This window comes from Sphingomonas sp. HMP6 (assembly GCF_013374095.1).
GTDB lineage: Bacteria > Pseudomonadota > Alphaproteobacteria > Sphingomonadales > Sphingomonadaceae > Sphingomonas.
Genome location: NZ_AP022672.1, coordinates 399,135 through 419,091 on the forward strand (window position 1 = coordinate 399,135; position 19,957 = coordinate 419,091).

Sequence of the window (19,957 nt, forward strand, 5' to 3'; positions counted from 1 at the left end):
CGCCACTCTTTCTGCGCCACCTCGGCCTTCGCCGGGGTGGTGGTACCCTACCGCGACTGCTTTAACGTCGGCACCGCCTCCGCCACCTCGTCGCTCGGCGGCATGCGGATCGACGGGCGCAGGCGGGCGAGGCTGCACAATCCGGCGATGAGGGCGAGCGTCGCGGCGACGAGCGGCGGGGTGGCGCCCCCGCCGAGGCCGAGCGCGAGCAAGGCCGCGACCAGTGTCGCGCCGGTGGTCTGACCGAGCAATCGGGTCGTCGACACCAGCCCGCCCGCCGCTGCGGCGCGTTCGCGCGGGGCGCTGCCGATGATCAGGCGCGCATTGGGCGGCAGGAAGGTCCCGAAGCCAGCGCCGCACAGCGCCATCCGCCAGATCACGTCGAAATGGCTGGGGTGGGCGGGCAGATTGGCGATGAGAATCAACGCGAAGATCGAGATCGCCATGCCGATCCCGCCGAGCGCCCCTGCGGGAATCTTGCTGGACAGCCAACCCGAGAGCGGCGCGACGACGATGTTGGTCAGCGGCCACGGTGCCATCAGTAGCCCCATTTCAACGGGCGTGAAGCCGAACTCGCTTTGCAGTCGGAACGGCATCGAGATGATCAGCGTCATCGAGGCGATGAAGGCGGTATAGGCCCCGATCACCGACAGCAGCAGCACCGGTTGTGCGAGCAAATCGACCGGCAGGATCGGGTCGGGCGTGTTGCGCTGACGCCGAACGAAATAGAGGCCGACCAGCGCGCCCGCGAGCACGATCGCGGCGGAGACGATCGGGCTGTCGCCATGCACGCCGCTTTCCAGCCCGCCGATCACCAGCCCGAACATCGCCGCGCACATAATCGCGCCGATCACGTCGAACGGTGTATCGCGCGGCGGCGGATCGGGCAGCGCGCGGCCGAGGATCAGCGAGCCGATCCCGAACGGCACCGCGCTGGCGAAGACCCACGGCCATGGCGCGATTCCGAGGATGAAGCCGCCGAGCGTCGGCGCAAGCGCCGCGCCCGCCGAGACGATTGCGGAATTGATTCCGAGCCCGCTGCCGAGCTGCTTGGCGGGATAGGTCGAGCGGATCAGCGCGGCCGACACACTGAGCGCCGCCGCCGCGCCGATCGCCTGCGCCGCGCGGACAATCAGCAGGAACGGCAAGCTCTTGGCGAAGAAGCACAGCAACGTCGCCACCGCGAACAGCAACTGGCCCCATTGATACAGCCGTTTGAGGCCGATGCGTTCGCCAAGGCCAGCGAAGGGCAGCAGCAGCATGACCAGCATCAATTGGTATACAGTGACGACCGAGACGACCGCCGAGCGATCTACCCCAAGCTCGCGCGCGATCGTCGGCAGCGCGATATTGGCGACGCCGCCGTCGATAATGATCAGCGCCGTGCCGAGGCACAGCGTCGCGATGGCGGCGTAGCGGCGGGGAAGGGGCAGACCGTCGGTGGGATCGGGGGTCGTCACGCGCTGCCTTTGTCGATGGGAACAAACATTGTCATCCCCGCGAACGCGGGGACCTGTCTCCTGATGTCAGGGATGGGTCCCAGCTTTCACGGGGATGGCAGCATTGGTCGGTGCGTAAGGCGTTAGGCCAGCGAAACCTCGGCTACCTTATCCTTATAGTCTTGTTTCGGGTCCACCCCGAGCAGCATCTTCACACCCGCCAGCAAGCTCGACGCGTCGATCCAGACTTGCGCGCGATCGGCATCGAGGCGGAGTAGGGTCAGGCTGGGATCATCCTTGCCGCCGGGATACCAGGCGGCGACGAAGCTGTTCCACAGCCGGTCGATGACGGCGCGGTCATTATCGATGCTGAGCGTGCCGTGAATCGTCGCGAACACGTCATTGCCCTTTGAGGCGAAGGTCGCGATCGCGCGACCGTCGGTCTTGAGTTCCGAAACCAGTTCGGTTTCCTTCGAGCCGAAGAAATAGATCGGGCCGCGATCCTCGTCACCGTCGAGCTGTGCGGTCATCGGGCGGGTATGGCCTTCGTCGACCCCGGCGAGACCGAGCATTACGGTCATGTCCGAGCGCAGGGCCTTCCAGAATTTGTGTTCGATTTCAGCTTGATTGGACATGATGCGTCTCCTTCCCTGACCGAACGGGCAAAGCCGCGCGCGGTTCCGTCAGGCCGCTTGGTCAGGCGGGCGACCAGCCTTCGGGCGCGAGCTCGAAACCGGCAAAATCGAACGCCGGTGTCACCACGCAACTGACCAGCGCCCAGCCGCGCGACGCATCGGCCGATTGCCACGCGCCCGCCGGTACGATCGCCTGCGGGGTATCGCCGGTTAGCAGATGCTCCTCCCGATCGATTCGCAACGTGAGGGGCGATCCGGCGTGCCACAGCCACAGCTCGGTCGCATCGACGCGGTGCCAGTGCGAGCGCTGGCCATCCTCGAGCAGGAACAGGATCGCCGTCGCCAACCCGCGCGGCTCCGTTGTGTCGGGCTTGCACCCGCTGGCAGGATCGGGCGCGGGCTGGCGCATCGTCTCGCGGTACCAGCCGCCCTCGGGATGCGGCGACAGGTTGAGCGAGGCGATGAGCGGGTGGGGCATGTTACAATTTGTAGCTCAGCTCGGCGCTCAACGTGCGCTGTGGAAAAGGGTGGAACAGGAAGTATTTGCGGTTGGCGACATTGTCCACGCCGACCGCCATCTGCCAGTGCGGCGTCACGCGGAAATTGGCGCGCAGATCGGCGACGACATAGCTGCCGAAGGCCTGATAGGTGAACGACACCGGGTCGCTATTGTCGATCGTGCCGTAGCTGCGGCTGGCATAGCGCGCGGCGGCGGTGAGCGAGACCGCGTCGGTCGGGCGATAGGTCGCGACGATCGTCGCCTTGCGCAGCGGCACTTGCGGCGGGCGCTTGCCGATCACGGCGGGGAGTGCGGCGTTGGCGCAGATGCGCGGATCGACCAGCGTGACGCTGCCCGACAGGTCGAAGCGCGGCAGCAGATCGCGCTCGACCACCGCCAGCTCGACGCCGCGCGTGCGGACGCGGTCGATATTCTGCACGAACGCGACGCTCGCGCCGCCCGGCAGCAGCCCGGTCTGCGAGAGCAAGGCGTCGCTGATCACCTCGTTGAACAGCGACAGACGGACATAGCGATCGCCATCCCCGCGCTGGATCGCCAGTTCCTCCGACAGCGCGCGTTCGGGCTTGAGCGTCGGGTTGGGCGACTGCTGGTTCGCGCCGACCGTGACCGATTGATAGAGTTCGGTGACGGTCGGGAAGCGATAGGCCTGACCGAACGAGAGCGAAATCTTCCAGTCGTTTGCCGGAGTCCAGGCGAGCGCCGCCTTGGGCGAGAAGCGCTTGGCCGCGCGCGATGGCTGCAGGATGGTGGGCGTGGGCAGCAAGGTCGGCGAGAAGTTCACGCCGTCATACGCCTTCCACCATTCGTAGCGGCCGCCAACCGTCAGCGTCAGCGGCTCGGCGATCGTCCAGGCATCCTGTGCCCACACCGCTTGCGTCTGGGTCTTGCCGCTGGAGGCGAGGTTGAGTGCGCCTTGCGGGCCGGCAATCCAGTCGCTGGTGGCGTAGCGATTGTTGGCGAGCGTGTAGCGGTCGCGGTGATAGCCCGCGCTGATGCGGTGGCCGCCGCCCGCGCGCCACAGCGCCTTAGCGTCGAGCGTGTACCAGCCGGTGCCGTCGAGCCGGGTGATCGTGCCCGCGCCACCGCCGGTCGCGCTGGGGAGGGCGGTGCCCGCCACGCGCTGTTCGTCGCGCCCGAAATCGTAAAGCGTGCCGATCACTTGCCAATCGATCGCGCCGCTGGTGCCGCTGAGATCGAGGCTGTGCGACCAATGCCGCTGGTCGTAGCGATAGACATTGCCCGAAAAGGCGGTCGGCGCGACGGTGTAGGCATAACCGCCGATGTTGAGCGATCCGGCATAGACCGGCCCCGCGGCGTTCTGCAGATAACTTTCGACGGTTGAATTGGTGGCGTTCAGGAACAGCCCCCCGACATAGGTGAGACGGATGTCGCGGGTGACGTCGAGTGCCAGTTTGAGCTTGGCGAAATCCTGGACCTGATGTTCGAACCCGCCCGCGCCGATCACGCGGATCGCAGCACCAGTGCGGTTGACGTCGTCATAGCCGCCGGTGGTGGCCGCACCGGCCACACTCGAGGCGGCGGGACGGTTCGCGGTGATATAGACGGTCGGCTGGCTGCTGCTGGTGACATGGCTGTAGCTCGCGAACACGGCGAGCGGGCCGAAACGGTCGCCCAGCGTCGCGCCGAAATTCGACGACGGGAGCGTGCGGCTGGTGCCATATTGTTTGAAGTCCTGCAGGCTGATGCCGGCATTCACCTCGCCCTCGAGCGTGTCGGGCGAGCGCGTAGTGATGTTGACGACCGCACCGATCGAATTGCCCGAATAGGCCGCCGAGAAGGGGCCGTAGAGCACGTCGATCCGCGCCACCTCCTGCGGCGACACCAGCCCCCAGCGCGGGGAGGCGCTGGTGTTGTTGTTGCCGATCAGCGCGGACAGGAGCGCGCCATCGGCATAGATCAGGCTACGCGCGCTGGCACCGACGCCCGATGTTCGCGTTGCGAGCGGGGCTTGCGTGTCGCCGATATGGCGTTTGCGCACGACGAGGCTCGGCAGGTATTTGAGGGTGTCCTCGATGTTAACCGCGTTAACCTGTTCTTCGATCTGGCGGGCGGTGATGCTGGCTTTGGTAGAGGGCGCTTGTTCGATTGATGTGCCCTTTTGAGCGGTGACGACGATGTCGCGCTGGTCGTCATCTTCGGCATAAGCGGCATAAGGCGCGGCGGCGGATGCCAGCAGCGCGCACGCGCGCAGTGCGGCGCGCGAGTTCGGAATCTTCATGGGAAATACTTTCGTCTGACGGGAAGGCAAAGGCGTCAGGCGAAGGCGGGCGGTCCGGTCTTGGGTGGCGGCGGGGCGGCGAGGCCGAGGCCGGGACGCGCGAAGATGTGGAGGAGGCGCGGCGCGGAGGCGCGCGCTGGTTCGCTTGCGATTGGGTAGGCATCACCGACGAGATCGATCGCAAGGCTGGCGGCGGCAAAGGCGCACAGGTGGTCGGCGGTCTTGCCGTCCTGATCGCGCTGGTCGCTGCGGTGCTGCGCGGCGAGCGCGGCGGCGGCGACCGGCGTCAGCGCTTGCGCACCAGAGCCCGAGCACAACACCAGCGCGCGCGATCCGTCGGCGCTGCTGCCCCACATGAAGCCCTGCGGCACGACCACGCGCACGGCCAGCACGCACAGCAGCAGCACGATCATCGCGGCGCGGGCCGGGAGCAGGGGGCGGAGACGCGCCATCGCGCCCCGCTACCGCCTCATCATCGGTTGCTCAAGCCCGCACCGATTGTGTGGAAACATTCCGTTTCGCAGTCGTTACTTGCTGCAACGCACCATTTTGGATATAGCGCTATCATGCAGACCGCTACAGCACCGTCCGGCCCCGTTCCCACCGTCTTCGAGGCGATCGTCCGCAAGCGTTGCTTGCGTGCCACCTATAACCGCACCGACATCACGCTCGCGCCGCACATCATCTACACGCGGCATGACGACCTCTTCGTCGATGGCGTTGTGCTGGAGCGCGACGGCAAGCCGCCCAAGGAGCTGAAGCTCGGCACGTTCAAGCTGACAGGGCTGAATGGCGTCGGGCTGACCGAGCGCGATTTCGCGGCCAACCCGCTGTTTGCGGCGAACGACCCGAAATATGGTGACGCCGCGCTGATGGCGGTCGAGGCTTAAGCCAGACGGCGACGGATCGCCGCGACGGTCAGCACCGCGACCATCGCGACCGCTGCGCCCGCCAGCATGTCCGCCAGATAATGCGTGCCCTCCACCGGGGTCGCCAGCAGCATTGCGCTGGTGAGCACCAGCACCGGCCAGCGTAGCCGCGCCATCGGCCAGGCGGCGGCGATGTAGACGACGCCGCTCGCGGTATGGAAACTGGGTACCGAGACGAGCCCGCGGAGCGCGCTGAGATCTACGATATATGGATTGCCCGCGCGCAGCAGCGGGAACAGATCGGCCTCGTACAAAGCGCTTTCGGGCAGATACGAGATCGGGCCGTGCCACAGCGTCGCGAGCGGGCCGATGGCGGGCATGAAGCGGAACAGCAGCAGCGTCACCACCGCCGCGAGCCAGAAGGTCGCGATGAAGCCGCGCGCCTCGGCCCGCCGATCCGACCAGGCGCAATAGCCGAGGATCAGCGCCGGGGTGACGAAGATGCTCTGATAGGCGGCCGTGCCGAGCAGTTGCAGCGCGCGATGCGCCGCGACCGTCTGATACCAGGCGACCCAATTGAAATGCAGCGCGGCATCGACCGATTGCAGCAGCGGATCGATCGAGCCGTTTGTGTCGGCGGCCAGTGGATAGGTTGCGGTTGCGCCGAGCAGCGAGATGCCGATGAACAGGCCGACGGATTCACTGAGATCGCGCGCAACACGCTGCGCTGCGCTGCGCGGGGTGCGGAACACCAAGCGAGTCACGCCGAACAGCAGCAGCACGCCGGCAAAGCCCCAGGTGACGGGCGAGCGCGGGTCGACCGTCATGCGCGCATCGAACAGCAGCGCGGCGACGCACATCACGCTCAGTGCAAGGCCGATGGCGATCCAATGCCCGTCGATCAGCCCGCGCTGCGCCGTGCTGCCCGGGTAAGGCGGCGCTTGGATGGCGAAGAGGGAAGTGGTCGGGATCGACACGCGCATACGCCTGAAAATGCAGACGATATCGATCGCCGACGGTTAAAGGTCCGTAGCGGACCGTTACCCACCATGCCGTGAAGATATTGTGACGTCCAGATTACATTTGGCCGATCGCATTTTTGGATGAGGCCGGGAGCGGCGCGCGGTGCGTCGCTCCCGGTTGGTCGATTAGCGGTAGCAGACCGTCACGCGACGGTGATGCCGCCACTGGACGCGGCAATTGCGACGGTTGTTCCAGCGCGACGCCCGCGATCCCAGCCATAATGGCGGCCATGATTGCGATAATCGCGGCGGTCGTCCCGCCGATCGAAACGGCGGTCGTCGCGGCGGTCATCCCCGCGATCGTAGCGCTGATCATAACCGCCGCCGCGGTAATCCTGCGCCGACGCGGCAGTAGAGGTGACGCCAAGCCCCGCGACCATAAGTCCGGCGGCGATGAGATGGGTGAACTTCATGTCTGCATCCTTCCGGCCCGGTGATCGGGCTGAGGACGGGATAGGCCTTTGAATACCGATGGTTGCTGAATGCGATCGTAGGGTGCGGTACAGGTTGGCGACGGCGGTTACAGGGCGATCCCGAAGCGCGGCGCGAGCGCGACCATCGCCGAATAAAGCGCGACGGTCAGCGCGCAGCCGATCCCGAGCGAAGGCCAGAAACCGACGCCGGCCCGTAGCAGCGCCGGGATGACCAGAAACATCGGCAGCGAGGGCAGGATGTACCAAAAGGTCGCCTGGACATGCGCCGCCATGTTGGCACTGTCGGGCTTGTCGTTCCACAGCCAGATCATGCCGAGTACCGACACGAGCGGCAGCGACGCGACCAGCGCGCCGAACCCGGGATAGCGCTTCGCCAGCGTCGAGGCGGCGGCGATGAGGATGCCGGAGAGAAGGGCTTTGAGCGCGAGGTAGAGCATGGATGGCCTATGCGCCGGTGGGGCAGGGGATGCCAGTGGCCTGGGTCGTGGCGCGGCTAAAGTCACATAGGGTCGCACCATCGCGGGGCGGCGTGGCGCGGAAGGTGAGGGGAAAGTTAGGCGTAAACGCGTGTTTCTGCGCGGCGGTCGGCAATGTCGCGCGCGGGGTTGGTGTCGGAGATGAGAAAGAGCCGTTGGGTTGCAGCATGACCGATATCGGGTGTGTAGGACAGACTTTCGCCCGGCGGGACGCGGTGCTGGATGCTAACCCCGAGGGCCGCTTTACTGGCCATGTCGTGCGTCAAGTGACGCTTGACGGTCCTGTTTGGATGGGTTAGAGACGTAAAGTGGAGATCGAAAGCATCCGTCACAAAGCGTTGCGCGCTTTCGCGGAAACTGGTCGGACAAAAGGCTTGCCTGGCAATTTGGTCGAGAGATTGCGCAATATGCTGGCCTATCTCGATGCTATCGCGGGACCGGACGAATTGAAGGTGCCGCCGAGTTTCGGCGCGCACCTTTTGACCGGCGACCGGGCAGGCATCTGGTCGCTGACGGTGACGAAGAATTGGCGGATGACGTTTCGCATCAACGCGAACGGCGCGATCGAAGACCTCGATCTGGAGGATTATCACTGATGGCGATCAAGCTTCATTCCAGTTTCGCGGTCCACCCCGGCGCGTGGTTGCGCGCCGAGATCGTCACGCCGCACGGCCTGTCGGTAACTGACGCGGCGGCGAAGCTGCACGTCACGCGGCAAGCGATGAGCAATTTGCTCGGCGGGCGGGCAGGACTGTCGGCGGAAATGGCAATCCGCTTCGAAAAGGCCTTCGGGCTGAGCGCCGATACGCTGATGCGGATGCAGGCGGCGCATGATCTGGCAGCGGCTCGGGCGCGGGCGGGGGAGATCGATGTGGAGCGGGTGGCGGCGTGCCTATGAAACATATTCGCGGGAGAGAGGTCACACAGATATCGATTGAAGACATAGAATTTGATCGAACAGGCGCGGTGGACGAGCGTTACTTGCAACTCATTAAGCAGCAATATGAGGGCACTTTAAAGATCGGTTTGACGCGCCTTAGATCTGGCGATGTTGTACCGGGATTTTATATTCGCGAAAATGGACGGAATATTCATATTTCGTCAAATCCTCCACGGGAGGTCGGCATCATGCAATCCCATATAAAATCAGGGGGTCGACCTTCGCTTGAAGTATATTGGAACAATTTTGCACCAAAAGGTGGGGGTTATGTTTGTCCAGATGCAGAGTGGTTGGAAATCTATGCTTCTTTAGGAATCGTTAAAGTTCCCGTTCGCATTTTAAGGCCTAAGAAGCTCCCGGGCGATGAAGGTTCGGTTTGGATCGAGGCTGATGGCCCCTGCGCGTCGCTCTCGCAGATTGTAAGCCCTTTAAGCGGCGACTACGCGGCTTACCGTGATGCTATTTCCGTTGACGTTGATACGGCGTTTTGTTTCTTAGAACAAGAATGTATCGCCGCCCAAAATGCCGTTAGAGATTTTCATGACGGTGACACTGAAGTTCACTACCATCAGATGGTTCATGCTGTTTTAAGGCGACACGGCCGAGCTCTAAATTCCATATCACTCTTGATAAAAGAAGGTCGCCTAGAACATGCATCGTTGGTTGCAAGATCCACCTATGAAGCGTTTCTGAACTACTGTCTTGACTGGCTTTCTCCCGAATTTTTCGGCCCCCGCATGCAATTTATGGGCATGATCGAAAATAATTCTGAATTGGGTGGCGTTGATGGGAATGTCCTACGTAATTTTAAATCCTTTCTATCGAATACGTTCGAAAAGGCACGAGCATCCAGTCTTGGAGTCAATTTTTACAAAGGATTTTATCCGACTTTGTCTCGGGTGGTGCATCAATCATATTTGTATGTAGAGCGCGAAGCGAGCGATTTTAACGACACTCCCGACGAAGCGGGCAGCGTAACCAGGCTAGTTCTCTGTATGAATGTCATTACATTCGCTCTCGTTGAACGAGTCTTAGATGATGTTGGGGCGCAGACCTAGGCTCACTCCCCCACCGTCACAAAGCTATCCATCACCCGCTTTCGCCCGGCGGTTTCGAAATCAATCTCCAGCTTGTTGCCTTCGATTTCCGCAATAAGCCCGTAGCCGAATTTCTGGTGGAAGACGCGCAGGCCGACCGACACATCCGCGCGGCCGGAATTGCCGATGCTGACGGCGGGGGCGCTGGATTCGCGGACGCGGGAGGGTTCGCGGGTGAAGGTGCGTTGGGTGTAGCTGCCGCCCGGTTTTACCGTGTCGACTCCCGCCGCGCGTTGCCAGCCGGGGCCTCTCCCGGTGCCGCGGGCAACGTCGGCGAAGGGGTCGGCGCGTTCGGACCAATTTGCGCGCCACAGGCTCTCGCCGCCGGCCATGCTCGATTCCGATTCGATATGTTCCAAGGGCAATTCGCCGACGAAGCGGCTCGGGATGCTGCTGGTCCATTGGCCGTAGATGCGGCGGTTGGCGGCGTGGAGGATGATCGCGCGGCGGCGGGCGCGGGTGATCGCGACATACGCCAAGCGGCGTTCCTCCTCGAGGCTGTTGGTGCCGCCTTCGTCGAGCGCGCGTTGCGAAGGGAACAGGCCTTCCTCCCAGCCGACGAGGAAGACCGTGTCATATTCGAGGCCCTTGGCGGCGTGGATCGTCATGATCGTGACCTTGGGTTCCTCGGCGGCGGCTTCATTGTCCATCACGAGGCTGACATGTTCGAGGAACGCGCCGAGGCTTTCATACTCCTCCATCGCGCGGACGAGTTCGGTGAGGTTTTCGAGGCGGCCTGCCGCCTCGACCGATTTCTCGGCCTGGAGGACGCCGGTGTAGCCGCTTTCGTCGAGAATGATGCGCGCGAGGTCGCCGTGCGGGATTTCGGTGACTTGCGCGCGCCATCGCGCCATGTCGATGACGAGGTTGCCGAGCGATTTGCGCGCCGCGCCGGTGAGCTCGTCGGTGTCGAGGATGCGGGCGGCGGCGGTGACGAGCGGCACGCCTTGCGCGCGGGCGAGTTGGTGGACGCGCGCGACCGCCTTGTCGCCGAGGCCGCGTTTGGGGACGTTGACGATGCGGTCGAAGGCGAGATCGTCCGACGGCTGCGCGACGACGCGGAGGTACGCCAGCGCATCGCGGATTTCGGCGCGTTCGTAGAAGCGGAAGCCGCCGACGATGCGGTAATTGATGCCGGTCGCGATGAAGCGGTCCTCGAACTCGCGCGTCTGGTGCTGCGCGCGGACCAGGATGGCGATGTCGTCGAGGCTCTTTCCGGCGCGTTGCGCGGTGTCGATTTCCTCACCGACGCGGCGCGCTTCCTCGGGACCGTCCCACACGCCGAGCACCTTGACCTTTTCGCCCGCGTCGAGCTCGGTCCACAGCTGCTTACCGAGGCGCCCCGAATTGTTGGCGATCACGCCCGATGCCGCGCCGAGGATGTGCGGGGTCGAGCGGTAATTCTGCTCGAGCCGAATGATCTTCGCGCCGGGGAAATCCTTTTCGAATTTCAGGATGTTCTCGACCTGCGCACCGCGCCAGGAATAGATCGACTGGTCATCGTCACCGACGCAGGCGATGTTCTTGCGTTCCTGCGCCAACAGCCGCAGCCAGAGATACTGGACGCTGTTGGTGTCCTGATACTCGTCGACCATGATGTATTTGAATTTGCGCTGATAGTCGGCGAGCACGTCGCGGTCGCGCTTCAGGATGACGAGCATGTGGAGCAGCAAATCGCCGAAATCGCAGGCGTTGAGCGCGATCAGGCGGGCCTGATAGGCGGCGTAGAGTTCCTGGCCGCGGCCGTTTGCGTAGAGTTCGGACTCGCCCGCATCGATTTGCGACGGGGTCAGGCCCTTATTCTTCCATCCGTCGATCAGCCCGGCGAGCGAGCGCGCGGGCCAGCGCTTTTCGTCGAGGTCGGCGGCCTGGATGAGTTGCTTGAGCAAGCGCAATTGATCGTCGGTGTCGAGGATGGTGAAGTTGCTTTGCAGGCCGACCAGCTCGGCATGGCGGCGCAGCATCTTCGCGCCGATCGCGTGGAAGGTGCCGAGCCACGGCATCCCCTCGACAACATCGCCGACCAGCCGCCCGACGCGGTGGCGCATCTCGCGCGCGGCCTTGTTGGTGAAGGTGACGCTGAGGATCTCGCTCGGCCAGGCTTTGCGCGTGTTGAGCAGGTGCGCGAGGCGCGCGGTAAGCGCGGCGGTCTTGCCGGTGCCCGCGCCGGCAAGGACGAGGACCGGGCCTTCGGTGGTGAGCACGGCCTCACGCTGCGGCGCGTTGAGGCCGCGAAGATAGGGGGGATCGGCGGGGAGGGTATCGAGCTGAGTCACGCGTGAACACTTAGGGAACGGGTACCCCGCGGGCAAGCCGAACCGCGCGGAACCCTTGGCGTTGTGGTACATTCCCGGCGCTGACGTTAGACGGTTACGACGGTTGCGTGGAGGCGTTCGATGATCGGCAGGCGCGAAGTGATGGCGGCGATGGCGGGCGGGATCGCGCTGCCGGGCGTGGCGATAGGGGCGGAACCGCGCATTTTCGTCTCGCGCGTCGCGGTCGAGAACGAGCGGCTGATCATGGCGGTGACGTTCGGCGGGCGCGGGCCGTACAGCTTCATGATCGATACCGGCACCTATCTCAGCCTGATCCGGCCGGACCTGGCCAAGACGCTGAAATTGCAGGCCCGCGCGACGGAGCGGTCGCGCGGCGTCGGCGGGAGTGACACCTACACGCTGTACCTGGCGCGGGACGTGCTGATGGGCGGGGGCTTGCGGCAGGGCGACGTGATGTTCTCCGACGCGTTCAAATTCGGCTATACTTCGGGCATTTACGGCGCGCTCGCGGCGGGGATGGTCACCGCGATCGACACCGATGTGGATTTCGACGCGGGCGAGATGCGATTCTATCCCGACGGGCGCGGCGACCGGCCGGGTTTTGTTGCGATCGATTCGGAAATTCCGCGCGGCGGCGGGCCGACGGCGGGATCGCGCAAGATCAGCGCGACGGTGCTGCTCGACGGGCGGCCGATCCGCTGCGTGCTCGATACCGGATCACCCAGTCCGTTGCTGCTCAACAACAGCGCGGCGCGGCGGCTCGGGTTGTGGAATGCCACCACGCCGTTTGCGCCGACGCGGCCGAACGGGATCGGCGGGGCCGGGCCGATCGCGCGGATCGTGCGGACGCAGTCGATCGAAATGGGCGGCGCGAAGCAGGAGCGCCCGTTGGTGACCTTGCTCGGCAGTGATGTGAGCGGAGATTTCGACGGGATTGTGGGACTGTCGTTCATCCGGCGCTTCAACCTGTCGGTCGACACGCGCGGGCGCAAGCTGTGGGTGAAGCCGAGCGCGCAGAACCCGCCGCCGCAGCGTTACGGCCTGTCGGGGCTGTGGATCGACCGCGAGCGTGATCGCATTGAAGTGAAGGCGGTCGGCATCGGCAGTCCGGCGGCGCAGGCGGGCGTGGCGGTGGGCGATGTTCTGGTCGACATGCCGTGGGAGGCCGCGCTCGGGATGATCGGCGGACCGCCGGGCAAGGCGGTGACGCTGGTGCTCGATCGCGGCGGCGCGCGGCGCCCGGTCAGTTATACCCTCGCGCCGTACCTCTGATCGACGAGGCGTTGCATCAGCTCGATATAGCGGCCGGTAGCGTGTTCGATCGTGAAGCGCGCGGCGGCGGCGCGGCGGGCGGCGACGATTTCGGCGGGTTCGGTCGAGGCGACCGTGTCCATCGCTGCGCTTAACGCCGCTGCATCGCCGACCGGGACTAGGCTGCCGAGCGTGCCGTGACCAAGCAGATCGGCCATGCTGACGCAGCAATCGGTCGCGACGATCGGTAGCCCAGCGGCGAGCGCTTCGATCACCACCGCCGGTACGCCTTCGAAATCGGACGACAGGACGAAAGCGTCGGCCTGACCCAGCCAGACGTCGAGTGGATCGGTGTGGCCGGGCAGCGCGACCGAATCGACGATGCCGAGGCGGGCGGCCTGCGCTTCGAGTGCGGCGCGTTCGGGGCCTTCGCCGAGGATGTGCAGCGTATCGCCCGGCTGGACGATTCGCGCGAACGCATCGAGCAGCAGCGGGAAATTCTTTTGCGGGGCGAGTCGTCCGATCGCGAGGAAATGGCGGCCTGCGTGGTCGCGCTGCGCGGCGTCGCGCACCCGCGCCAGACGCGCGAGATCGGCATCGGACAGCGCGGGATCCTCGATTACGCTGATGCGATCGTCGGGCACACCGATCAGCGTGGCGATTTCGCCGCGCATCGCCGGGGCCATGCCGACGAAATGGTCGATGTAGCGGCCCTGTATCCGTAGCCAGCGGCGATAGAAGAGGCGCACCAGCCATGGCATGTCGGGGCGGACCAGATCATTGCTGATCTTGGCGAGAATCGGTGGGCACGCGCGGCCCATCGTCAGCCGCAAGAGCACGGCGGGGGCGGTATAGGTGTTGCCCGCGCAGAACAGCAGGTCGATGCGGTCGCGCGCGACGATCGTGGGGAGGCCGCGCACGAGCGCGAGGAGCCGAGAGATGGTGCTGCCGCGGGGCTCGGGCGCGACTTGCGTCATGGCGGGGAGCGGGAAGGGTGGGGCGATTCGCGCATTCGCCAGCACGACCCGCGACTCCACGCCGTGCCGCACAAAAGCGGCGTGTAGCCGTGCGGCGACGCGTTCCACCCCGCCAGGGGCGAAGCTGTAGAGGAAGGTGAGGACGCGCAAGGTCGGAGCGGACATTCTGCCAATCGGGTTCAGGCTGGGATCGGCCAAGGTGCCCATCACGGCAGTGACCATGCCGCAGATGGCGATGAATTCAACCCGAATTCCCCGATCCGCTCGTTTCGTCCGCAGTGGAGAAACCTATGCCGCGCCCGGGACCGGTTTCTCGACTGCGCTCGAAACGATCGGACATCCGGGCCCGGTTGCGGGCGCACCGCCGAGCCGCTAACGGGGCGGCGGGGGCGTAACGTTTGGCGTCTGCCATCGAGCTACTGTCATCAAACTGCAACACAAAAGAGGCATGCGCGTTTCAGCCATGGCAACGACTTTTTCTGCGCTCCCGGAAGCGGTTGAGCGCCCGTCTGGCGGGCCCCGGCTCGACCAACGAATCCACCCGGCAAGCCGCTGGATCTTCCTGACCATCCTTGTGGCGGGACTCGGCTTCGCCGGGTACAGCATCTTCACCGACACTGCGCAGGTGGGCGAAGGCCTCGCTCTGGGTACCTTCGCGTTCCTCGGACTTGCGCTGCTGATCGCGCTGGGCTTCGAATTCGTGAACGGCTTCCACGACACCGCCAATGCGGTCGCGACGGTGATCTATACCAATTCCATGTCGGCCCCGGTCGCGGTGGTGTGGTCGGGCTTCTTCAATTTCCTCGGCGTGATGCTGTCGAGCGGGGCGGTCGCCTATTCGATCATCACGCTGCTGCCGGTCGATCTGATCCTGCACGTTGGCAGCAATGCCGGGTTCGCGATGATCTTTGCCTTGCTGCTGGCGGCGGTGATCTGGAACCTTGGCACGTGGTTCGTAGGGCTTCCCAATTCGTCGAGCCACGCGCTGATCGGGTCGATCCTGGGCGTCGGTTTCGCCAACCAATTGCTGTCGAGTGGTGCCGGCGGCACGTCGGGCGTCGATTGGAGCCAAGCAACCAAGATCCTGACCGGGCTGTGGATGGCCCCGTTGATCGGCTTCGGCGCGTCCTTCCTGCTGCTGCACCTGATGAAGCGGATCGCGCGCGACCCCAAATTGTACAGTGCGCCTGACGCCAATGCGCCGCCGCCGACCGGCATTCGCGCGCTTCTCGTCTTCACCTGCACAGCCGTCAGCTTCGCGCATGGCGGCAATGACGGGCAGAAGGGCATGGGCCTGATCATGCTGATCCTGATCGGCTGCGCGCCGACCGCTTATGCGCTCAACCGCACGATGCCGGAAAGCGCGACCCCGGCCTTTGTGTCGAGCGTGAATGCAGCGGGTGCGGCGTTCGCTGCACACGCCGCGCCGACAATCGGCCCGGTCGATCTCGCGGCGTCGCGCGCGGTGCTGACAAGTGCGCTACAGACGCACCATGCCGATACGCCGCAGGTTTACGGCGCGGTCGACACGCTGTCGCGCGACGTGGCGCAGCGGATCGGCGGCTATGGCTCGCTCGATAAGGTGCCGGCGGCGGCGACGCCCAATCTGCGCAACGACATGTATCTGCTGCTCGACAGCGCGCGGCTCGCGACCAAGGACAAGGAAAAGGCAGCCAAGACCTTTAGCGAGGGCGAACTTGCGTCGATCAAGGCGTATCAAACCAACCTGGAAAAGGGCACGCGCTACATCCCGATTTGGGTGAAGATCACGGTCGCTTTGGCGCTCGGGCTCGGCACGATGGTCGGGTGGCGGCGGATCGTGGTGACCGTCGGCGAGAAGATCGGCAAGGCGCACATGACCTATGGCATGGGTGCCTCGGCCGAGCTGGTCGCGGCGGCGACGATTTTGGGGGCGGAATTCGGCGGCCTTCCGGTGTCGACCACGCATATCCTGTCGTCGGGCGTCGCGGGTGCCTCGGTCGCGAGCGGGGCGGGGCTGCAGCCGCGCACGATCTGGTCGATGGCGCTGGCGTGGGTGCTGACGCTGCCCGCCGCGATGGCGCTGGCGGGCGGGCTGTACTGGCTGTTCCTGACGCTGTCGGGGAGCGTCGGGGGAAGCTGATCTCTCTCAGGCACTCCCCTTCAGGGGAGGGGCTATTAGGTTAGCCCCGCCGTAGCAGCGTGATCCGTGCCTTGCCGTGGACGCGGCTCACGTCCTCGACGAAGCCTGCCACCTCGACCAGCTCTGGCTTGGCGGTCTCGATACTCACCCACGTCGCATCTCCGATCCAGCCGAGCCGGGCGAGCTTGTCGAGCGCGACCGCGCCTGCGCCGCTGGCATAAGGCGGGTCCATCACGATCAGATCGAGCGGATGCGCCGCATGGCCGAGCGCGAGCACGCTTTGCGCGCGCACGTCGGCGCCGATTTCCTTCGCGCCGCCCAATTTGGTGATGTTGGTGCGCAGCGCATCAAGCGCGGGCTTGTCCTGTTCGACGAAGATGCACGACTTGGCCCCGCGCGACAGCGCCTCGAGCCCGAGCGCGCCCGATCCAGCGAACAGGTCGGCGACGGCGAGATCCTCGAAACTGCCGATGCGGCTGGCGAGCATCGAAAACAACGCCTCGCGCACGCGGTCAGCGGTCGGGCGAGTCGCGTCGCCCTTTGGTGCCACCAGCGGGCGGCCGCGCCATTTTCCGGCGATGATGCGCATTACTTACGGGTCCGGCTCTTGTGGATCTTGACGGTGCGCGGCTTGGACGGCGCGGCGCGCGCCTTGCCGGCGGTGCGCGGGGTAGATTTTGCGGGCGCGCGCTCGACCTTTTCGGGGCGCTCGGTCCGCTCGGGGCGCGCAGGCTTCGCGCGGACGTTGCGCCCGAGTTCTGGATTGAACACCTTGGGGCGCTGGCCTGGCGCGATCGCGCGCGGCGCAACCGGCTCGGTGCCGGCCTTTGGTTTGGCGTCGTAGAACCGCTTCACTTTGGTCGCCTTGGTCAGCACGACCGGATCGCGGCCCGGCTGCGGCACGCGTGGCTCGGCGAAGGCGGCCTTGTCGGTGCGATTGGCCGAAGCCTTGGTGATGCGCCGCGCCGGCGCTGGCTTGGGCTGAGGGGCTTTCGGCGCGGAGGGGATTTCGCGCAGGCCGCGCGGTGCGGGCCGTGCTTTCTCGACCAGCTTGGGCACTTCGCCGCCGCCCTTGCGGGTCGGGTCCTTGCGGAAGGCGACGACGTCGTGCTGCTTGATCTCGCCGATTTCGCCGACCGGCAAATCGCCGAGCACGAACGGGCCGTAGCGGGTGCGGATCAGGCGCGAGACCTTGAGGCCGAGATATTCGAGCACGCGGCGGACTTCGCGATTCTTGCCCTCGGTCAGGATCATTTCGATCCATACGTTTGCGCCGGTGCGGCGTTCGAGATTGGCGTCGATCGAGCCGTAGCGCACACCTTCGATCTCGACGCCGTGGATGAGTTCTTCGAGCTGTTCCTGCGTGATCGGACCGTACGCGCGGGCACGGTAGGCGCGCTCTACGCCGGTGGCGGGCAATTCGAGCTGGCGCTTCAATTCGCCATCGGTGGTGAGCAGCAGCAGCCCCTCGGTATTGAGATCGAGTCGCCCGACCGGCACGAGGCGCGGGAGGTCCTGCGGCAGCCGGTCATAGATCGTCGGGCGACCGGCCGGATCACGCTCGGTGACGAGCAGGCCGGGGGGCTTATGATAGAGGAACAGCCGCGCCGCCTCGGGCGCTGCGACGGGCACGCCATCGACGGTGATGCCGTTCAGCGACTTCAGGATCGTCGCGGGCGTATCGAGCACGACGCCGTCGAGCGCGATCCGCCCTTCAGCGATCATCCGCTCGATCTCGCGGCGGGAGGCGACTCCGGCGCGGGCGAGCAATTTGGCAATGCGCTGCTCATCCTTGGGGCGGACGGGCGCCTTTGGAGCTGCATTCGGTGCGGGTTTGGGGGTAAAAGCTTTTGACACTTGCGCCTGATAGCGAATTTGTATCCTTTCGTACGCACAAAATAATCTTGGGCCCGATCTCGTAGCCGCGCGTTAAGGCACGGGTGCGTAACGAGGGCGATACGCGCTGCCATTTCGGCACGACATAACAGGCGGGGCTCCGGACCAATGTTGTTCGGTAAAAAGAAGCGGCGGATCGTACGCGTGTTGCTGGTCGAGGACGAACCGCTCGTCGCGTTCGACACCGAACATTTCCTGCGCGAGGCAGATTATGAGGTCGTGGCGACGGTCGACCGCGTCGCCGATGCGCTTGCCGTGATCGAGGGGGGCGATGACATCGATCTGGTGCTGGTCGACATCAGCCTGGCCGATGGCAGCGGGATCGATGTAGCGCGCGCGGCGCACGCGGCGAGCGTGCCGGTGCTGTTCGTGACCGGAGAATGTCCCGAGGGCGGGCGTGAGGTTGCCGCCGGGTGCCTGTCCAAACCCTATGCGCAGCGGGATTTGCTGGCGGCGATTGCCGCGATCGAGTCGGTGCTGGGTGGAAAGGTGCCGAAGCGGTTGCCGGGCGGGTTCAGCTTGTTCGTGGACGTGGAATGATCGGCAAGCCCCTCCGCTGAAGGGGAGGGGGGCAGCTAAAGCATCGCCTCCACCGCATCGTGAAAGTGGCGGATGCCGGTTTCCAGCGTGCCGAGCGTCACCCGGTCGATCGCCCCCGATGCGAGCCCTTCCTGACCGAGCGCCGCGGCGCGGAAATCCTCGGCCGCGAACACGCCGCCGTCGAGCAGATTCCAGCTCTTTTCCCAATGCGCCAGCGCCTTTTCGGATCCCGGCGCCGCCGGGATCAGCATGAAATCCTCGACCAGCACGTGGCCTTCGGACTGCGGCATCAGGACCATGAGGTTCATATAATCCGGGCTGACGATCAGCACGGTGCCGGGGAAGAGTTGATAGGTGTAGGTGATCGCCGATCGGAGCGTCGGCCAGTCGTCCGCCGCGCACGCCGCGAGCGCCGCCTCGCGCCCGACCGCCGAGCGTTGATGCGGGCCGATCCGGTCGGCGACCGAAATGCCGTCCTTGAAGAACGGGCCGATCGTCGCGCTGTGCAGCCGCTGGACGTGGTAGCTCTCCAGGAAGGCGTCCATGATCAGCTTCCAATTCGCCGCGACAGCGTGCGTGCGGCGGCGGAAGAGATATTGGCCGGGCAAATCGAAGGCGGTGAAATCCGCGCCGAGCGCTTCGGCTTGGGTGAAATCGGCGGCCTCGTCGAAGCTGAACCAGATCAGCCCGCCCAGTTCGCGGGTGGGGAGTTTCTTCAGGCCAAGTGTCGCTTTGTCGAGGCCCGGGAACGCATCGGGCCGGGGCAGGCTCGCGAGCTTGCCGTCGAGCGTGTAGCTCCACGCATGATACGGGCAAACGAGCCGCGCGGCGCAGACCGGATCGCTCCCCTCGACCAGCCGCGTGCCGCGATGCTGGCAGACGTTGAGGAACACCTGCGCGTTGCCCAGCTTGTCGCGCGCGATCAGCAGCGGCTTGCCAAAGCCGTCATGCGGCACCGCCATATTGTTCTGCGGGAGCAAAGCGGACGGCGCGATAACGAGCGGGACGCGGGTGAAGATCTGCGCTTGCTCGGCGGCGTGGCGGTCGGGGGCGGTATAGGCGGCGGCATCGACATGAGTGATCGCGCCTGCCGCGGCGCTCGTCCCGCGCGCGAGCAGCGCGGCGAGCGCAAGTTGGCCCGGCGTAGGCAGACTTATCGTAACAGGCGCATTCATCGCGCTTCCTCTCGTCATCTTTCGCGCTAGTGTCGGCGCGATGAAGGCG

Annotated in this window: 20 protein-coding genes; 7 read left to right on the forward strand and 13 right to left on the reverse strand. The window is 65.2% G+C overall.

Annotated elements, in window-relative coordinates; genetic code table 11:
* Positions 1–47: 47 nt before the first annotated feature.
* From HMP06_RS01945 to HMP06_RS01965, 5 genes are all read right to left on the reverse strand, one after another.
* Positions 48–1,460, reverse strand: coding sequence for an MFS transporter (locus HMP06_RS01945; RefSeq protein WP_176495567.1), 1,413 nt, complete (start codon positions 1,458–1,460; stop codon positions 48–50).
* A gap of 122 nt (positions 1,461–1,582) precedes the next feature.
* Complete coding sequence (locus tag HMP06_RS01950; RefSeq protein ID WP_176495568.1) at positions 1,583–2,074, reverse strand: pyridoxamine 5'-phosphate oxidase family protein; 492 nt, start codon at positions 2,072–2,074, stop codon at positions 1,583–1,585.
* Positions 2,075–2,135: 61 nt separating this feature from the next.
* Positions 2,136–2,552 carry a cupin domain-containing protein gene (locus HMP06_RS01955; RefSeq protein WP_176495569.1) on the reverse strand — a complete coding sequence of 139 codons (417 nt, stop codon included), beginning with the start codon at positions 2,550–2,552 and terminating at the stop codon, positions 2,136–2,138.
* 1 nt (position 2,553) lies between these two features.
* Positions 2,554–4,833, reverse strand: coding sequence for a TonB-dependent receptor (locus HMP06_RS01960; protein WP_176495570.1), 2,280 nt, complete (start codon positions 4,831–4,833; stop codon positions 2,554–2,556).
* A gap of 35 nt (positions 4,834–4,868) precedes the next feature.
* A complete protein-coding gene (locus HMP06_RS01965; RefSeq protein WP_176495571.1) occupies positions 4,869–5,285 on the reverse strand; it encodes a hypothetical protein in 417 nt (138 codons plus the stop codon).
* Between the two features lie 114 nt (positions 5,286–5,399).
* Between HMP06_RS01965 and HMP06_RS01970 the strand changes: the two genes are divergently transcribed.
* On the forward strand, positions 5,400–5,723 hold the full coding sequence (locus HMP06_RS01970; protein WP_176495572.1) for a hypothetical protein: 324 nt from the start codon (positions 5,400–5,402) through the stop codon (positions 5,721–5,723).
* On the opposite strand, the gene HMP06_RS01975 is transcribed toward HMP06_RS01970, so the two are convergent.
* The 3 genes from HMP06_RS01975 to HMP06_RS01985 form a co-directional block, all read right to left on the reverse strand.
* The gene (locus HMP06_RS01975) at positions 5,720–6,685 is read right to left on the reverse strand and encodes a phosphatase PAP2 family protein (RefSeq protein WP_176495573.1); all 966 of its coding nucleotides are present in this window, start codon (positions 6,683–6,685) and stop codon (positions 5,720–5,722) included. The genes HMP06_RS01970 and HMP06_RS01975 overlap by 4 nt on opposite strands.
* A 182-nt stretch (positions 6,686–6,867) precedes the next feature.
* Complete coding sequence (locus tag HMP06_RS01980) at positions 6,868–7,137, reverse strand: hypothetical protein (RefSeq protein WP_232089830.1); 270 nt, start codon at positions 7,135–7,137, stop codon at positions 6,868–6,870.
* 107 nt (positions 7,138–7,244) lie between these two features.
* Entirely contained in the window at positions 7,245–7,595 is a 351-nt protein-coding gene (locus HMP06_RS01985) for a DUF3147 family protein (RefSeq protein WP_176495574.1), read from the reverse strand.
* Between the two features lie 347 nt (positions 7,596–7,942).
* Here HMP06_RS01985 and HMP06_RS01990 point away from each other — a divergent pair, with 347 nt between their 5' ends.
* Genes HMP06_RS01990 through HMP06_RS02000 form a run of 3 tightly spaced genes read left to right on the forward strand, consistent with a single transcriptional unit; the run spans position 7,943 to position 9,632 of the window.
* Positions 7,943–8,230: a type II toxin-antitoxin system RelE/ParE family toxin gene (locus HMP06_RS01990; RefSeq protein ID WP_176495575.1), complete on the forward strand. Its 288-nt coding sequence runs from the start codon at positions 7,943–7,945 to the stop codon at positions 8,228–8,230.
* On the forward strand, positions 8,230–8,532 hold the full coding sequence (locus HMP06_RS01995; protein ID WP_176495576.1) for a HigA family addiction module antitoxin: 303 nt from the start codon (positions 8,230–8,232) through the stop codon (positions 8,530–8,532). Before HMP06_RS01990 ends, HMP06_RS01995 begins: the two co-directional genes overlap by 1 nt.
* Complete coding sequence (locus HMP06_RS02000; protein ID WP_176495577.1) at positions 8,529–9,632, forward strand: hypothetical protein; 1,104 nt, start codon at positions 8,529–8,531, stop codon at positions 9,630–9,632. The genes HMP06_RS01995 and HMP06_RS02000 overlap by 4 nt, the downstream gene beginning before the upstream one ends.
* Before the next feature lie 2 nt (positions 9,633–9,634).
* Here the strand turns inward: HMP06_RS02000 and HMP06_RS02005 are convergent, their stop codons facing one another.
* Positions 9,635–12,019, reverse strand: coding sequence for an ATP-dependent helicase (locus tag HMP06_RS02005; protein WP_443026494.1), 2,385 nt, complete (start codon positions 12,017–12,019; stop codon positions 9,635–9,637).
* Positions 12,020–12,067: 48 nt separating this feature from the next.
* Here HMP06_RS02005 and HMP06_RS02010 point away from each other — a divergent pair, with 48 nt between their 5' ends.
* The gene (locus HMP06_RS02010) at positions 12,068–13,219 is read left to right on the forward strand and encodes an aspartyl protease family protein (RefSeq protein ID WP_176495579.1); all 1,152 of its coding nucleotides are present in this window, start codon (positions 12,068–12,070) and stop codon (positions 13,217–13,219) included.
* Here HMP06_RS02010 and HMP06_RS02015 read toward each other — a convergent pair.
* Positions 13,195–14,340: a glycosyltransferase gene (locus tag HMP06_RS02015; RefSeq protein WP_232089831.1), complete on the reverse strand. Its 1,146-nt coding sequence runs from the start codon at positions 14,338–14,340 to the stop codon at positions 13,195–13,197. The genes HMP06_RS02010 and HMP06_RS02015 overlap by 25 nt on opposite strands.
* A gap of 298 nt (positions 14,341–14,638) precedes the next feature.
* Here HMP06_RS02015 and HMP06_RS02020 point away from each other — a divergent pair, with 298 nt between their 5' ends.
* Positions 14,639–16,297: an inorganic phosphate transporter gene (locus HMP06_RS02020; protein WP_176495581.1), complete on the forward strand. Its 1,659-nt coding sequence runs from the start codon at positions 14,639–14,641 to the stop codon at positions 16,295–16,297.
* 40 nt (positions 16,298–16,337) lie between these two features.
* Here the strand turns inward: HMP06_RS02020 and rsmD are convergent, their stop codons facing one another.
* Together rsmD and HMP06_RS02030 are read right to left on the reverse strand one after the other, a co-directional pair.
* The gene (rsmD, locus tag HMP06_RS02025) at positions 16,338–16,886 is read right to left on the reverse strand and encodes a 16S rRNA (guanine(966)-N(2))-methyltransferase RsmD (RefSeq protein ID WP_176495582.1); all 549 of its coding nucleotides are present in this window, start codon (positions 16,884–16,886) and stop codon (positions 16,338–16,340) included.
* Positions 16,886–18,154, reverse strand: coding sequence for a pseudouridine synthase (locus HMP06_RS02030; RefSeq protein WP_176495583.1), 1,269 nt, complete (start codon positions 18,152–18,154; stop codon positions 16,886–16,888). The genes rsmD and HMP06_RS02030 overlap by 1 nt, the downstream gene beginning before the upstream one ends.
* A 147-nt stretch (positions 18,155–18,301) precedes the next feature.
* Here HMP06_RS02030 and HMP06_RS02035 point away from each other — a divergent pair, with 147 nt between their 5' ends.
* A complete protein-coding gene (locus HMP06_RS02035) occupies positions 18,302–18,733 on the forward strand; it encodes a response regulator (RefSeq protein ID WP_176495584.1) in 432 nt (143 codons plus the stop codon).
* A 35-nt stretch (positions 18,734–18,768) separates the two neighbouring features.
* Here the strand turns inward: HMP06_RS02035 and HMP06_RS02040 are convergent, their stop codons facing one another.
* Positions 18,769–19,908, reverse strand: a complete 1,140-nt coding sequence (locus HMP06_RS02040) for an aromatic ring-hydroxylating oxygenase subunit alpha (RefSeq protein ID WP_176495585.1) — start codon at positions 19,906–19,908, stop codon at positions 18,769–18,771.
* Positions 19,909–19,957: the final 49 nt, after the last annotated feature.

Excerpts from the sequence above, each read along its gene's own strand:
- HMP06_RS01950 (WP_176495568.1), bottom strand. The coding sequence starts at position 2,074 with ATGTCCAATCAAGCTGAAATCGAACACAAATTCTGGAAGGCCCTGCGC.
- HMP06_RS01955 (WP_176495569.1), bottom strand. The coding sequence starts at position 2,552 with ATGCCCCACCCGCTCATCGCCTCGCTCAACCTGTCGCCGCATCCCGAG.
- HMP06_RS01960 (WP_176495570.1), bottom strand. The coding sequence starts at position 4,833 with ATGAAGATTCCGAACTCGCGCGCCGCACTGCGCGCGTGCGCGCTGCTG.
- HMP06_RS01965 (WP_176495571.1), bottom strand. The coding sequence starts at position 5,285 with ATGGCGCGTCTCCGCCCCCTGCTCCCGGCCCGCGCCGCGATGATCGTG.
- HMP06_RS01970 (WP_176495572.1), top strand. The coding sequence starts at position 5,400 with ATGCAGACCGCTACAGCACCGTCCGGCCCCGTTCCCACCGTCTTCGAG.
- HMP06_RS01975 (WP_176495573.1), bottom strand. The coding sequence starts at position 6,685 with ATGCGCGTGTCGATCCCGACCACTTCCCTCTTCGCCATCCAAGCGCCG.
- HMP06_RS01980 (WP_232089830.1), bottom strand. The coding sequence starts at position 7,137 with ATGAAGTTCACCCATCTCATCGCCGCCGGACTTATGGTCGCGGGGCTT.
- HMP06_RS01985 (WP_176495574.1), bottom strand. The coding sequence starts at position 7,595 with ATGCTCTACCTCGCGCTCAAAGCCCTTCTCTCCGGCATCCTCATCGCC.
- HMP06_RS01995 (WP_176495576.1), top strand. The coding sequence starts at position 8,230 with ATGGCGATCAAGCTTCATTCCAGTTTCGCGGTCCACCCCGGCGCGTGG.
- HMP06_RS02000 (WP_176495577.1), top strand. The coding sequence starts at position 8,529 with ATGAAACATATTCGCGGGAGAGAGGTCACACAGATATCGATTGAAGAC.
- HMP06_RS02005 (WP_443026494.1), bottom strand. The coding sequence starts at position 12,019 with ATGTACCACAACGCCAAGGGTTCCGCGCGGTTCGGCTTGCCCGCGGGG.
- HMP06_RS02010 (WP_176495579.1), top strand. The coding sequence starts at position 12,068 with ATGATCGGCAGGCGCGAAGTGATGGCGGCGATGGCGGGCGGGATCGCG.
- HMP06_RS02015 (WP_232089831.1), bottom strand. The coding sequence starts at position 14,340 with ATGTCCGCTCCGACCTTGCGCGTCCTCACCTTCCTCTACAGCTTCGCC.
- HMP06_RS02020 (WP_176495581.1), top strand. The coding sequence starts at position 14,639 with ATGGCAACGACTTTTTCTGCGCTCCCGGAAGCGGTTGAGCGCCCGTCT.
- rsmD (WP_176495582.1), bottom strand. The coding sequence starts at position 16,886 with ATGCGCATCATCGCCGGAAAATGGCGCGGCCGCCCGCTGGTGGCACCA.
- HMP06_RS02035 (WP_176495584.1), top strand. The coding sequence starts at position 18,302 with ATGTTGTTCGGTAAAAAGAAGCGGCGGATCGTACGCGTGTTGCTGGTC.
- HMP06_RS02040 (WP_176495585.1), bottom strand. The coding sequence starts at position 19,908 with ATGAATGCGCCTGTTACGATAAGTCTGCCTACGCCGGGCCAACTTGCG.